Origin of the sequence: Pseudomonas medicaginis, from assembly GCF_965119365.1 — a bacterium.
Lineage (GTDB): Bacteria > Pseudomonadota > Gammaproteobacteria > Pseudomonadales > Pseudomonadaceae > Aquipseudomonas.
Genome location: NZ_OZ221631.1, coordinates 7,045,004 through 7,058,399 on the forward strand (window position 1 = coordinate 7,045,004; position 13,396 = coordinate 7,058,399).

General features: G+C 57.7%; 12 protein-coding genes. 5 read left to right on the forward strand and 7 right to left on the reverse strand.

Annotated features, from left to right (window positions below):
- Positions 1 to 9: 9 nt before the first annotated feature.
- Positions 10 to 156, reverse strand: coding sequence for a hypothetical protein (locus ACMTA2_RS31185; protein WP_413793138.1), 147 nt, complete (start codon positions 154 to 156; stop codon positions 10 to 12).
- A 194-nt stretch (positions 157 to 350) separates the two neighbouring features.
- On the opposite strand from ACMTA2_RS31185, the gene ACMTA2_RS31190 reads away from it, so the two are divergent.
- Positions 351 to 803, forward strand: coding sequence for an EVE domain-containing protein (locus tag ACMTA2_RS31190; protein WP_413793139.1), 453 nt, complete (start codon positions 351 to 353; stop codon positions 801 to 803).
- Positions 804 to 926: 123 nt separating this feature from the next.
- Here the strand turns inward: ACMTA2_RS31190 and ACMTA2_RS31195 are convergent, their stop codons facing one another.
- On the reverse strand, positions 927 to 1,343 hold the full coding sequence (locus tag ACMTA2_RS31195) for a flagellar basal body-associated protein FliL (RefSeq protein ID WP_413793140.1): 417 nt from the start codon (positions 1,341 to 1,343) through the stop codon (positions 927 to 929).
- 150 nt (positions 1,344 to 1,493) lie between these two features.
- On the opposite strand from ACMTA2_RS31195, the gene ACMTA2_RS31200 reads away from it, so the two are divergent.
- The 3 genes from ACMTA2_RS31200 (at position 1,494) to ACMTA2_RS31210 (ending at position 5,501) form a co-directional block, all read left to right on the forward strand.
- Positions 1,494 to 2,471: an NADPH:quinone oxidoreductase family protein gene (locus tag ACMTA2_RS31200; RefSeq protein ID WP_413793141.1), complete on the forward strand. Its 978-nt coding sequence runs from the start codon at positions 1,494 to 1,496 to the stop codon at positions 2,469 to 2,471.
- Between the two features lie 430 nt (positions 2,472 to 2,901).
- Positions 2,902 to 5,229, forward strand: a complete 2,328-nt coding sequence (locus ACMTA2_RS31205; protein WP_413793142.1) for an S-type pyocin domain-containing protein — start codon at positions 2,902 to 2,904, stop codon at positions 5,227 to 5,229.
- Positions 5,226 to 5,501 carry a bacteriocin immunity protein gene (locus ACMTA2_RS31210; RefSeq protein ID WP_413793143.1) on the forward strand — a complete coding sequence of 92 codons (276 nt, stop codon included), beginning with the start codon at positions 5,226 to 5,228 and terminating at the stop codon, positions 5,499 to 5,501. Before ACMTA2_RS31205 ends, ACMTA2_RS31210 begins: the two co-directional genes overlap by 4 nt.
- A 45-nt stretch (positions 5,502 to 5,546) precedes the next feature.
- Here ACMTA2_RS31210 and ACMTA2_RS31215 read toward each other — a convergent pair whose 3' ends face one another.
- Complete coding sequence (locus tag ACMTA2_RS31215) at positions 5,547 to 6,134, reverse strand: energy transducer TonB (RefSeq protein ID WP_413795753.1); 588 nt, start codon at positions 6,132 to 6,134, stop codon at positions 5,547 to 5,549.
- A gap of 339 nt (positions 6,135 to 6,473) precedes the next feature.
- On the opposite strand from ACMTA2_RS31215, the gene glpT reads away from it, so the two are divergent.
- The gene (glpT, locus tag ACMTA2_RS31220; protein ID WP_413793144.1) at positions 6,474 to 7,823 is read left to right on the forward strand and encodes a glycerol-3-phosphate transporter; all 1,350 of its coding nucleotides are present in this window, start codon (positions 6,474 to 6,476) and stop codon (positions 7,821 to 7,823) included.
- Here the strand turns inward: glpT and ACMTA2_RS31225 are convergent.
- From ACMTA2_RS31225 to ACMTA2_RS31240, 4 genes are all read right to left on the reverse strand, one after another.
- A complete protein-coding gene (locus ACMTA2_RS31225) occupies positions 7,799 to 8,467 on the reverse strand; it encodes a gamma-glutamylcyclotransferase (RefSeq protein ID WP_413793145.1) in 669 nt (222 codons plus the stop codon). The two genes, glpT and ACMTA2_RS31225, sit on opposite strands and share 25 nt — an antisense overlap.
- Before the next feature lie 346 nt (positions 8,468 to 8,813).
- Positions 8,814 to 9,782, reverse strand: a complete 969-nt coding sequence (locus ACMTA2_RS31230; RefSeq protein ID WP_413793146.1) for a CDP-6-deoxy-delta-3,4-glucoseen reductase — start codon at positions 9,780 to 9,782, stop codon at positions 8,814 to 8,816.
- Positions 9,782 to 11,248, reverse strand: coding sequence for a 4-hydroxy-3-polyprenylbenzoate decarboxylase (gene ubiD, locus ACMTA2_RS31235; protein ID WP_413793147.1), 1,467 nt, complete (start codon positions 11,246 to 11,248; stop codon positions 9,782 to 9,784). The genes ACMTA2_RS31230 and ubiD overlap by 1 nt, the downstream gene beginning before the upstream one ends.
- Positions 11,249 to 11,327: 79 nt before the next feature.
- Entirely contained in the window at positions 11,328 to 13,283 is a 1,956-nt protein-coding gene (locus ACMTA2_RS31240; protein WP_413793148.1) for an acyltransferase family protein, read from the reverse strand.
- Between the last annotated feature and the right edge of the window lie 113 nt (positions 13,284 to 13,396).

Sequence of the window (13,396 nt, forward strand, 5' to 3'; positions counted from 1 at the left end):
TGGACAGATTCAGCGTTTGAGCGATGGCGCGAGTTGGGTGATATCCACCGGCGCCTCAGTCTTGTTGGCCCATAGGCTCTGGGCGTAACCCGTGGTCACGACACCCAGACCGAACAGAATGACCAAGATCCACAACAAATCCGGTTTGCGTTTCATCGATTGCCCCCCTCAAGGCATATCACACACGATGACAGCAGCGGTTTTCTTATTGGCCGTGCAGCAGCGTCAAGCTTGGAAGGCCGGCATTTTGCGGCAACCGGCCCCGACACGCAAACTCTGGCGTCAACCGACTGTCGGTTTGTCATAAAATCACTGAACTATTTTTCCAATACCGCCAAGGAGTAGCAATCATGGCCCATTGGCTGATGAAATCCGAGCCCGACGAATTGTCCATCCAGGGCTTGGAAAAGCTCGGCCAAGCCCGCTGGGACGGCGTTCGCAACTACCAGGCGCGCAATTTCCTGCGGGCCATGGCGGTGGGCGATACGTTCTTTTTCTACCACTCCAGTTGCCCCGAGCCCGGCATCGCCGGGATCGGCAAAATCATCCAGGCGGCCTACCCCGACCCGACGGCCCTGGACCCGGACAGCCCCTATTTCGACCCCAAGGCCAGCCCGGACAAAAACCCGTGGAGCGCGATCGACGTGGCCCACGTCGAAACGTTCCGCCACGTCCTGAAGCTCGACTACCTCAAGCAGCAGACCGCCCTGGCGGAAATGCCGCTGGTGCAGAAAGGCTCGCGGCTTTCGGTGATGCCGGTGACGGCCGGGCAGTGGGCGGCGGTGGTTGCGCTGAAACCTTGAGCGATTCGCTGTCCGACAGGCCGCTATCGCGAGCAAGCTCGCTCCCACAGGGGATTTGCGTCGATCACAAAATCCCTGTGGGAGCGAGCTTGCTCGCGATAGGGTCGCCCAACAACGCCGAACTTATTGAATGATCAGGTTGTTGAACAACAGATCATCCACCATCGGCTTGCCGGTCTCGTCGTTCATCACCTGCTGGGTCTGCTTCAACGCTTCCTGACGCAGCTTCTCCTTGGCTTCGAGGTTGTTCATTGCCTCGGTGGTCTGCTGGGCGAACAACGCCACCAACTGGTTGCGAATCAGCGGCTCGTTGGCCTTGACCGCCGCCGCGGCGGCGTCACCGGTCACGCGCAGGGCCACATCGGCCTTGTAGACCTTCAGCTTCGCCGTACCGTCCAAGCCATAGTTGCCCACGAATGGCGGGCTGAGGGTGATGTAACTGACTTTCGGTGCCTCGCCCTCTTTCGCTTCCTTGGCCTCTTCGGCCATCGTCGCCACAGGCAGCGACAGGGCCAGCATCAACATGATCCACGCTTTCACAATTGATTCCTCATCCGGTTTGCGGCCCAGCATACCGACCCGCCGTTCAAGCACAAGCTTATGGCCGGCTATCAGGGCGGGGCATGCTCGTTGACCCGTTGTCTCTCACACCTACACTTATCGGCCATCACTCCCAAAGGAATAGCCCTGATGAAAGCCGTGCTGTGCAAAGAATTCGGTCCCGCCGAATCGCTGGTGCTGGAAGACGTCGCCAGCCCCGTCGCCAAGAAGAACGAAGTGCTGCTGGACGTGCATGCCGCCGGGGTGAATTTCCCTGACACGCTGATCATCGAGGGCAAATACCAATTCAAGCCACCATTCCCATTTTCCCCCGGCGGTGAAGCGGCGGGCGTCATCAGAGAAGTGGGAGAGAAAGTCAGCCACTTGAAGGTCGGCGACCGAGTGATGGCGCTGACCGGCTGGGGCAGCTTTGCCGAACAGGTGGCGGTCCCTGGCTACAACGTGTTACCGATTCCCGCGTCCATGGACTTCGACACCGCCGCCGCCTTCAGCATGACGTATGGCACCTCGATGCACGCCCTCAAGCAACGGGCCAACCTGCAGCCCGGCGAGACCCTGCTGGTGCTCGGCGCCTCCGGTGGCGTTGGCCTGGCGGCCGTGGAAATCGGCAAGGCCATGGGTGCCCGGGTCATCGCCGCTGCCAGCAGCGCGGAGAAACTCGCCGTGGCCAAGGCGGCCGGCGCCGATGAACTGATCAACTACAGCGATACCAGCCTCAAGGATGAAATCAAGCGCCTCACCGACGGCCAGGGCGCCGATGTGATCTACGACCCGGTGGGCGGCGACCTGTTCGACCAGGCCATCCGCGCCATCGCCTGGAACGGCCGGCTGCTGGTGGTGGGCTTTGCCAGCGGACGCATCCCCGAACTGCCGGTGAACCTCGCCCTGCTCAAGGGCGCTGCCGTGGTGGGTGTGTTCTGGGGCTCCTTCGCCCAACGCCAGCCCCAGGATAATGCCGCCAACTTCCAGCAACTGTTCGGCTGGTTCGCCGAGGGCAAGCTCAAGCCGCTGGTGTCGCAGGTGTACCCGCTGAGCGATGCGGCGCAGGCGATCAATGACCTGGGGCAGCGCAAGGCGGTAGGGAAGGTGGTTGTGCAGGTGCGTTGAAACCAAGCGGACAAAAAGGCCAGAACCACTGATGAGGTGGTTCTGGCTTTTTCTTTCTCATTACCCTGCACTGGAATTCTCAGCAACCATCAATAAATACCAATTAGGCGGTAGATATATACCGCACTCTCGCCGAAAAAATACGCAAACCTTCTTCGCACACAACGCCCCCCACAGTAGCGGGGAGCCATTCAGTAACGGATAAGCCGACATGGATAAGTCATATGTGCGATGCGAATACATATTTAGGACCTCACAAGCAGTTGGGCCCCGGCTCATACGAAATAGGTCCTTTATCGATCAAGGGTGAGCGGCTTCCAAACTTACGTGGCGAGGCACCAAGGACAGGGGTCTGCACGAAGAGTCTCCTAGAGGGGTGACTAGAAGTTTAAAAAGACACAACGCATCTATTCCATATGCATGGGATGACATGACGAGAGAGCGTACAGCAAATAGCGAAGTCATCGATGCCGAGTACAGCAACATCTTTATAAAAATCATCGAAACCACAACAAAAGAACTTGAGCAAACAAAAAAATCAGCAATAGGCGCCCGTCCACTTTCGCCATTGGAAAAAGCGAAAATAGAGCAGGAAGTAACACTAAAGGTCATTCAATCCAAAGAATCCGAGTATCAAGCACGCACCAAAAGTGCCTACTCGCTGTATGGTCAAAACCCATTTTTCCTAATGAAAGAATTGTCTTTCAAAAGAATAATGGAAAGTCTTCAGACCTCCCCACCCAATATCGCCGTCGCTTACTCAGCGATCGATAATGCGTACCGATCAGCGTTAGAGCTGAAACGGCTATCACTGCAAAAAGACATTCTTGCCGGACAACTGGAACAATCATCAAAAAAAGTCGAGCAGGCTGCCAGCAAAACTCAAGCCGGACAAAACAATTCAGCGTCTGCTGTGAATGAGAAATTCAGGGTTATCAGTCAGGAAAAAAATATCCATCTTCAGCTTCTCCCGAGTTTTCTGCTAAAAAAAATATCTTCAGCACTGGGCGTAACAACCGGTTTAGCCACTTCTCAATCCCTTAGGAACTACAAGGCAACCGCAACCAAGATCATCACGACTGAACGGTCCGCTATCGCCGCTTACGCGAAAGCCAATCCGAACATCAAATCACCATTGAGCAAACCCGAACTCGATGCCCTCAACAATCTTGTGGCGCTACAGGCAAAAACAAACCTAGGAAAACGATGGCAGGACTACCATGTATCGCTTCTTCATTCAGAATCCATTCGACACTTAACAAAAACAGCCAATGCCTTTACCGGACTCATCGACCGAGCTCTGGCAGCCGAACGCTTACAAGAACAGCTACGTGTTGGAGCAGAACAAAAAGTACAAGCTCAACAGAGAGCTGAAGCGCGAGCTGAACAAGAACGAAAACAAAACACCGCGGTGGCATTGGCAGACCAATTTAACGAACTGCTCCATCAGTTCAACCACACCCAGCCCGAAGACATCGACCGTAAATTGCCGTGGATGCAGCACAAACACCGGAAACTGTCTTTCGCGCATCAAGGTGCAACCAAAGCAGAGCATGCAGCGGGAGACCTTTACAGTTCATCGAAGAGTGGTCAACGAGAGGCCTTGCTGCGTAAAGCACAAGCCGATATCGACGCAACTTTTCGGTTGAAACACCACATCGAAAATATACAACTGTCCACTGCCAGCGGCGCGATGGCCTCAGTGCGGCCACTCATGACGACTCCCGACGGCCTGATCGCTGGGTATGAGGGTTCGCCCGTTTCGTTGCAAGGCGCCATCGATCTACTGAAGAAAGCGAGTAGCACCATGGCGGGTGGTCCATTGGCGGTATTTGGCTTGGCGGTGTCTTATTCTCCGACAGTCGGCAATAGCGAACTTCAGCGTCATCCAGTGGTGATTAGCATTCCGCTGTACCAATTGGACGAGGACTTCAAATTAACTCCAAATAATGAAACTAATTATTTACCGTTTCGCGTCGTATCTTCGGTTCGCGGGGAGCATACCCAGTTTTATCTTTCACCGACCGGTGGAAATTTACCCAACGAGGTCCGGATCAGATACGTAACACTCGATCCCGACACCAACTTATATACTTTCACGACCGAAGGAATTCTTCCAAGAACGCTGACTTGGACACCGAATAGCCCGCCAGGGGATATCCTTCTTGGATCGACCGAGTTACCTGTGACGCAGCCGAAAATCAGGATCCTTCCAGGGGCTAGGATTACCCAGATAGAGGGGAGAATAGACGAGCATCCAGCTTGCGACGAGGCAGACATTGACGATTATGTGCTGGTATTTCCAATGGAATCGGGAATCCAGCCAGTCTATGTTATGGCGAGTCGTACCGGGCCGCGATATGAGCCGGGGACGGTGACTGGAGCAGGTCAGGAGGTTGGGGAAAACTGGCTAGGAAGTACCGAGCACGGCGTTGGAGCCCCCGTTCCTCGCGAGATAGCAAACCTACTTCGGGGCCAGGACTTCAGAGACTTTGATGCCTTTCGAGAAAAATTTTGGAAGAGGGTAGCCAATGATGAAAAATTATCAGCACAGTTCAGTAGATCCAATCTGAAACTGATGCGTAACGGCGCTGCCCCGTTCACAATTCCAGACGACCACGTAGGTGAAAGGAACAAGTTTGAAATTCATCATATACAATGGATTTCCAAGGGCGGTGCAGTTTACGACTTGGACAACCTAAGCATCATGACACCTAAAGAACACATTGAGCTTCACAAAAAAGGAACAAAGCCATGATCTTCAAAGGAAAAATCGAGGACTATACCGAAGCAGAGTTTCTATCCTTCCTTAAGGAATTTTTCGAAGAAAATAACGAGCTTACTGGAGATGAGCTCGGTGAATACACCAGTAAACTTGCAAAACATTTTGAGAAGATTACTGAGCACCCAGAGAAATCCGCACTTATTTTCTACCCTAAACAAGGCCGAGAAGACAGTCCGGAGGGAATTCTGAATGAAATTAAAATCTGGCGAGCAGAAAACGGAAAACCCGGCTTCAAGCCAGAATAAACAAATAGGCGCCATCGCCACCGGCGATGGCGCACCCTTGGGCGGCTAAAGCAACTCGCGAATCTCCTGCGGCAGCATCCGCACATACCGTGCCGCAGGAAAGCTCCCGCAACGCTGCACGATCGTAGGCAGGAGCCTGTTGAACCGGGCGATCAAGGCCAAACGCTCCACATCCGGCATCTGCTTCACAAGAAACTCATTGGACAAGTAACTGCGGGTGTAACGGAACGGGAGCAAATCCTCTACCCACAGCTGTCCCCTGGCATGCGAATTGATGACCGAGCATTTCCAGGTCTTGATCCGCTTATTGGCATCCAGCGGCAAGCCATCCAGGCGGAACTCGAAGGGCGCTACGACGTGCGTCTGCGCCGGATGCTCGTGGTCCATCGTCCACGGCCTGAAGCGCCATTGCCTCACGGCCTCCCGCGCGGCCTCGGCGAAATCCGGATGATCACTGTGCAGGATCGCGACTTCATCGACACGACCATCGGCATGCACCGTGAAGCCGACCCGGACCATACCCACGACTCCCTTCCGGTGCAGGGCCGTCGGGTAGTCCGGCTTGGGATTGTGCTCGGGCACCAACAACACACCCGTCGCCCCGCTCGTACCGGACAAGCACAACAACAGCATCACGACACACCACCTCATGCCCTCACCCCTCACCTGAATGCCAGACTTGGCAAAGACATAGAGGGTAGAGACCGCGGCCCTGGGGCTGAATAGCGAGACTTCCCATTTGGGTGAAAGACCTTTCCCACTATCCTGCCCCTTAGCCACCGATGCACCGCATGAAAAAGCCTTTGACGACATTTCCTACGACAGCTTTCGCCAATATCTGAGCGACATGTTCGTTTAAGAACATTCGATCAGAAAAATTTCGCTGTTTAAACGATAAGAACCAATGCTATTTTCGGTAACGAAACTGTAACATTCGCATCCGCAGTCATAACAAGAACCTGGAGCCCTTGAATGTTTGCTTTCTTTCGTCCTGCCGCCCATCAGGCGTCCCTGCCTGAAGAAAAAATAGACAGCACCTACCGACGCCTGCGCTGGCAGATCTTCGCCGGGATCTTCATTGGCTACGCCGGCTATTACCTGTTGCGCAAGAACTTCTCCCTGGCCATGCCGTACCTGATCGACGAGGGTTACACCCGTGGTCAGCTGGGCCTGGCCATGTCGGCCATCGCCATCGCCTATGGGCTGTCGAAGTTCCTGATGGGCCTGGTGTCCGACCGCTCCAACCCACGTTACTTCCTGCCTTTCGGCTTGCTGGTCTCGGCGGGGGTGATGTTCGTGTTCGGTTTCGCGCCCTGGGCAACGTCCAGCGTCACCATCATGTTCATCCTGCTGTTCATTAACGGCTGGGCCCAGGGCATGGGCTGGCCGCCAAGCGGACGGACCATGGTGCACTGGTGGTCACAGAAGGAGCGTGGCGGCGTGGTGTCGGTGTGGAACGTGGCGCACAACGTCGGCGGGGGCCTGATCGGTCCGCTGTTCCTGCTGGGGATGGCCTGGTTCAATGATTGGCACGCGGCATTCTATGTGCCCGCTACGGTAGCGCTCGTCGTTGCGGTGTTTGCCTTCGCGACCATGCGCGACACCCCGCAGTCGGTGGGCTTGCCGCCGATCGAGAAATACAAGAACGACTACCCGGAAGGCTACGACGCCAGCCACGAGAACGAATTCAGCGCCAAGGAAATCTTCGTCAAGTACGTGCTGCGCAACAAAATGCTCTGGTACATCGCCATGGCCAACGTCTTCGTCTACCTGTTGCGCTACGGCGTGCTGGACTGGGCGCCGACCTACCTCAAGGAAGCCAAGGGCTTCACGGTGGACAAGAGTTCCTGGGCCTATTTCTTCTACGAGTGGGCGGGCATTCCCGGCACGCTGCTGTGCGGCTGGATGTCGGACAAGATCTTCCGCGGCAACCGTGGCCTGACCGGCATGGTGTTCATGGCCCTGGTGACCGTGGCAACGCTGGTGTACTGGTTGAATCCGGCCGGCAACCCGACCGTCGACATGATCGCCCTGGTTTCCATCGGCTTCCTGATCTACGGCCCGGTGATGCTGATCGGTTTGCAGGCACTGGAGCTGGCGCCGAAGAAAGCCGCCGGTACCGCCGCGGGCTTCACCGGCCTGTTTGGTTACCTGGGCGGCTCGGTCGCGGCCAGTGCCGCCATGGGCTACACCGTGGACCATTTTGGCTGGGATGGTGGGTTTGTGCTGTTGATTGGTGCGTGCCTGCTGGCGATGGCATTCCTCGCGCCCACCCTGTGGCACAAGCAGATCGCCAGTCAGAGCCGCGAAGCCGTCGCCTGATCCAGCGCTGATCTGCAGCGCTTGAGCCGCGCCTCCAGATTCCGGTCTGGCATGGCGTGGCTGCGCAGGGCGTGGACGGTCTGCTCGACGTAATCGCGGGTGGTGCCGTAACGCCCACAGGCGCTCTCAAACACCTGGCTCAGCACATGGTCCGGCAAGTTGCCGGCATAGCTGGGCAGGTGGCGCTCCAGCACAAACCCCAAGGCTTGCACCCGGCTGCCATCCTCGAGACGGCAACTGAGCCAGTGCGGGCGGTAGGACGGGACCGGCATCTCGCGCTGCCACAGGGCAAACAGCGAGTCCTCGAGATGCTCCTCCGGCAACCGGTAGGCGAAGCCGCTGCACGAACCGCCGCGATCCAATCCGAACACCAGCCCTGGCAATTCCGGGGTGCCGCGGTGTTCGTGGGACCACAGGTACAACCCGCGATGGTAACCATGGACCCGGCCGCGCACCCGCTCCACCGCCGTGCATTCTGGCCGCCAGATCAGTGAACCGTACGCGAACAACCAGACCGGACCACCCTGGTGGAGGCTCATGGTCAATTGCATCGAGGCGAGCAATTGCTCACGGGTCAGCTGCGGGCCCAGCTCGAGTCGTGGTGGGTACAAGGCACAGGTAAGGGCGGATTCGATAGCGGTCATGGCCGGTAGCGGTGGGCTCCTCGCAATTCATGAAGCTGGATGGTGCGCCGTCATGACACTGACGCTTGGCAGAACCAAGGCAAATTGGATGCCATGAATGCTGGGGGCGCTGGCATATACCTTAACGGCATCTGGCTCATGAGCTAAATATCGAATAGGCATATGTGCAGATCTATACATTTGTGGCGAGGGGATTTATCCCCGCTGGGGCGCGAAGCGGCCCAAGAATCCGAGCGCTCGGTGTGTCAGATCAATTGATTTCTGATTTCGAGGGCCGCTTCGCAGCCCAACCGGGATAAATCCCCTCGCCACAAAAGCCCCTTAGCCTGGGCTAAATGAGCTCTACTCAAGCCCGAGGCGCATAGGCAAACACATCGGCGCGCATTTGATGGGCGTCCATCCCGGCTTCCACCAACGCATCGAGCGTGGCATAGATCATTGCGGGCGAGCCGCTGGCGTAGACGTGCACGCCGGAAAGATCGCTGATGTCCTCGCATACGGCTTCATGGAGCATTCCGCAACGTCCTTCCCAACCGCACAAGTCGCTGACGACTTTGTGCAGGTACAGGTTCGGCAGTTTTTTCCATTCGTCCCAATGCTCGATTTCATAGAAATCTTCTGGCCGCCGCACGCCCCAATACAGGTGCACCGGGTGCTTGAAACCCGCTGCACGGCAATGCTCGATCAAGCTGTGCATCTGCGCCATGCCGGTCCCGGCGGCGATCAGCACCAACGGCCCGTCCGGCAACTCGGACAGATGCGTGTCGCCAAAAGGCATTTCGACGCGCACGCTGGGGTTGCGTCGCAGTTGTTCCAGCAGCGTCTGCGCACTGCTTTCGCGCACCAGCACATGCAGCTGCAACTCGCGCCCGCAATGCGGCGCCGAGGCCAGGGAGAACGCCGACTTCTCGCCATTTTCCCGCTGGATCATCAGGTACTGCCCGGCGTGATAGCGCGGGGGCTTGCCCGCTGGGGCCCGCAGACGCACTCGCCAGACATCGCCACCCACGTCGGCGCACTCGATCACCTGGCACGCCAGGTTGCGTACCGGTAGCTCACCCGGCGACAGCACGCCATCCCACAACACCACGCAGTCCTCCAGCGGTTCGGCGATGCACGTGAAGATCTCACCGTGATCGCGCACCTCGCCCGCCTGTTGCACGCGGCCTTCCACCAACAACGCACCACAGACGTGGCAGTTGCCGTTGCGGCAGCTTTGCGGGCATTCATAGCCCAGGCGCCGCGCGCCATCGAGAATCCGCTCGGCGGGCCGTATCTCCAGCACCGCCCCGGAAGGCTGCAAGGTTACACGCATCAATCTATTCCTAACTGATTCCAGATGGCATCGATCCGTTGGGTAACGGCTTCATCCTTGACGATAACCCGGCCCCACTCACGGGTGGTTTCACCGGGCCATTTATGCGTGGCATCGAGCCCCATCTTCGACCCCAGGCCGGACACCGGCGAGGCAAAGTCGAGGTAGTCGATCGGCGTATTCTCGATCATCACCGTGTCACGCTTGGGGTCCATGCGCGTGGTGATGGCCCAGATCACGTCGTTCCAGTCCCGTGCGTTGATATCGTCGTCGGTGACGATAACGAACTTGGTGTACATGAACTGTCGCAAAAACGACCAGACCCCGAGCATCACCCGCTTGGCGTGTCCCGGATACGACTTCTTCATGGTCACCACGGCCATCCGATACGAACAGCCTTCCGGCGGCAGATAGAAATCGGTGATTTCCGGAAACTGCTTCTGCAGGATCGGCACGAACACTTCGTTCAGCGCCACGCCGAGAATGGCCGGCTCATCAGGCGGACGGCCGGTGTAGGTGCTGTGGTAAATCGGCTTGGTCCGATGGGTGATGCGCTCGACGGTGAACACTGGGAAGCTGTCGACTTCGTTGTAATACCCGGTGTGGTCGCCGTAGGGCCCCTCATCGGCCATTTCACCAGGATGGATCACCCCTTCAAGGATGATTTCGGCGGTGGCCGGTACTTGCAGGTCGTTACCACGGCATTTCACCAGTTCGGTACGGTTGCCGCGCAACAGGCCGGCGAACGCGTATTCGGAGAGGCTGTCGGGCACGGGCGTGACGGCGCCGAGGATGGTGGCCGGGTCCGCCCCCAGGGCCACCGACACCGGGAATGGCTGGCCAGGGTGTTTTTCACACCACTCACGGTAGTCCAGCGCGCCACCGCGGTGGCTCAACCAACGCATGATGACCTTGTTGCGGCCAATCACCTGCTGACGGTAGATGCCGAGGTTCTGACGGTCCTTGTTCGGACCTTTGGTGACGGTCAGGCCCCAGGTGATCAGCGGCGCCACGTCGCCCGGCCAGCAGGTCTGCACCGGGAGCATGCCCAGGTCGACGTCGTCGCCCTCGATCACCACTTCCTGGCAGATCGCATCCTTGACGACTTTCGGCGCCATGGAAATGATCTTGCGGAAAATCGGCAGCTTGGACCAAGCGTCCTTCAGGCCTTTCGGCGGCTCGGGCTCCTTGAGGAACGCCAGCAGCTTGCCGATCTCGCGCAGTTCGCTGACGGCTTCGGCGCCCATGCCCAACGCCACGCGCTCCGGCGTGCCAAACAGGTTGCCCAGCACCGGGATGTCGTAGCCCGTCGGGTTCTCGAACAACAGCGCCGGGCCTTTCGCGCGAAGCGTGCGGTCACAGACTTCCGTCATCTCCAACACGGGAGAGACAGGAACCTGGATGCGTTTCAACTCACCGCGCTGCTCAAGTTGCTGCACGAAATCCCGAAGATCCTTGAATTGCATTGAGATGCCACCCCGAAAATAGGCGTATATCCTACCTGCTCCAGCGCCCAAACAGCAGCCCGTGCGTGCGCGGCGACGATCAATTGTCGGTTGTACCCAAGAGTACGGGGGCAAACAGCGGACTTAGTCGGGTACTGCCGAGATCAGAGAGATGATCCTCGTCCTTGTACTGTGAGTGACCATTGACTTCGATGCTGCAAATCTGGCCCGCACACATCAGCGGGGTCGGATCGATGACATGTACGCCTGGATCGGCGGCGCTCATCGAGTCGAACAAGGCGCTGAAAAAATGCTGGCGGGACAAGTGTTCCTGCAGCGGACGCCCCAGGCCTTCGGTCGAACGTCCGACCCGGGCCAGGCTCGTCAATCGATCGATCGCGTTCTTGCGCTGCAGCGGCACCTCCTTGAACAGCCACACTTGCACACCCGCCGCCCTCAACAGCGCCACCCGAGCCTTGAGCGCCGCAGCCATGCGCGACTCGGCCTCGGCCGTATTGTCACGGGGGTCGAGCAGTAAATTGTTATCGCCGTCCTCACGACCATAGACGTAAAGACTCCAGTTGGAGGCCAACACCACATCCTTGATCTGCAGGCGGCGAACCTGCTCCATGGTTCTTTCATTGAAGTCCTTGCAACGTTGGCGCAGGTCGTCGCTCAGGAGCGGCGGACAAGCGCTCATGCTGTAAAGCCATACCGGGCGCCTAGCGCGCGTGGCATTGCTTTGGATCGCCGGCAACAACGCCGCGGCATGGCTGTCGCCCCAGAACAGTTGAGTCGCCGGGACCTCTTTGTGCTCGCCAACCAGGCACGCCTTGTCCAGATTCTTGTCCGACTTCACCAGAAAGCACTTCATCTGCCCGGCCTTCCAATCCCGCGCCTGCGCATACTCCAACGCCTTGCCAGTGAGACGCTGGGGAAAGCCATCCGCCGAACGCACCACCGAACCTGTCACCGCCAGGGCGACCATGGCCAGCAAGCCTCCCACCAGCACCGGTTTGCGTCCGGGCAGCAAGCGCTTTTCACGAAACGGAAGCTCAACGAAGCGCCAACTCAGCCAGGCAAGACTCAACGCCAGCAATATCCAACCCACGGCCTCCAAATGCTCGATACCGTCGATGGAAACAGCATTGGCATAGACGTAGATCGGCCAGTGCCACAGATAAAGGGAATAGGAAATCAAGCCAATCCAGACGAGCACCTTGGCACCGAGCAGTTGGGCCACCCAGGTCGAACCCTGTGCCCCGGACCAGATCAACGCGGTGGCACCGAGAACAGGCAGTAGAGCGGCCCACCCCGGGAACGTCGTGGTCCTGTCAAAGGTGAACACCGCCACGAGGACCGCCGCCAACCCGGCCAAGCCCGCCAGTTGATAGAGCCACGGCCTCACGACGTGTCTTGACGCGGGCAATACCGCGAGCATCGCGCCGCACAAGAGCTCCCAGGCACGTGTCGGCAGCGAGAAAAAAGCGACGTCAGGCTTGCGGTCGATGTAAGCGATGTTCAGCCCGAAAGAAATCAGCAATATGGCAAACAACATCCAGCGCCAATGACGAACATGGCGCATCAACAACACCATCAACAACGGAAAGAAAATGTAGTACTGCTCCTCAACCGCCAGCGACCAGGTATGAAGCAACGGCTTCAGGTCCGACGCCGGCTCGAAGTAGCCGTCTTCACGCATGAACAAGATGTTTGAAATGAACAGCGATTGGTAACGAACCGTCCGGCCAAGCTCGGAAAAATCCTTGGCCGTCAGCAGCCACCACCCCATGACCAGCGTGGCCAACAGCACCAGGCTCAAGGCCGGGAGGATGCGTCGCGCACGTCGGGCCCAGAAATCGATGAAACTGAAGCGTTGCGCACCCATCTCACGGAACAGGATGCTGGTGATCAGGAACCCGGAAATGACAAAGAAGACGTCGACTCCGACAAAACCACCGCTGAACGTGCTGAAACCGAAGTGAAACAGCACCACCGGAATAACGGCCAGGGCCCTCAACCCGTCGATGTCACGGCGATTGCCAAATGTGTGCATAACGTTCCTTGTCGTTTAAAAATACAAATGCCAACAGCAAGGACACTGCTGGACTTCGAAAGTTGTCTGCTTTGATACAAATCCAGCCAAAAAAAAGAGCGCCCGGTCAGGGG

Coding starts and splice junctions, on each gene's coding strand:
- ACMTA2_RS31190 (WP_413793139.1), top strand. CDS start 351: ATGGCCCATTGGCTGATGAAATCCGAGCCCGACGAATTGTCCATCCAG.
- ubiD (WP_413793147.1), bottom strand. CDS start 11,248: ATGCAATTCAAGGATCTTCGGGATTTCGTGCAGCAACTTGAGCAGCGC.
- ACMTA2_RS31230 (WP_413793146.1), bottom strand. CDS start 9,782: ATGCGTGTAACCTTGCAGCCTTCCGGGGCGGTGCTGGAGATACGGCCC.
- ACMTA2_RS31200 (WP_413793141.1), top strand. CDS start 1,494: ATGAAAGCCGTGCTGTGCAAAGAATTCGGTCCCGCCGAATCGCTGGTG.
- ACMTA2_RS31225 (WP_413793145.1), bottom strand. CDS start 8,467: ATGACCGCTATCGAATCCGCCCTTACCTGTGCCTTGTACCCACCACGA.
- ACMTA2_RS31205 (WP_413793142.1), top strand. CDS start 2,902: ATGACGAGAGAGCGTACAGCAAATAGCGAAGTCATCGATGCCGAGTAC.
- ACMTA2_RS31215 (WP_413795753.1), bottom strand. CDS start 6,134: ATGCTGTTGTTGTGCTTGTCCGGTACGAGCGGGGCGACGGGTGTGTTG.
- ACMTA2_RS31240 (WP_413793148.1), bottom strand. CDS start 13,283: ATGCACACATTTGGCAATCGCCGTGACATCGACGGGTTGAGGGCCCTG.
- ACMTA2_RS31210 (WP_413793143.1), top strand. CDS start 5,226: ATGATCTTCAAAGGAAAAATCGAGGACTATACCGAAGCAGAGTTTCTA.
- glpT (WP_413793144.1), top strand. CDS start 6,474: ATGTTTGCTTTCTTTCGTCCTGCCGCCCATCAGGCGTCCCTGCCTGAA.
- ACMTA2_RS31185 (WP_413793138.1), bottom strand. CDS start 156: ATGAAACGCAAACCGGATTTGTTGTGGATCTTGGTCATTCTGTTCGGT.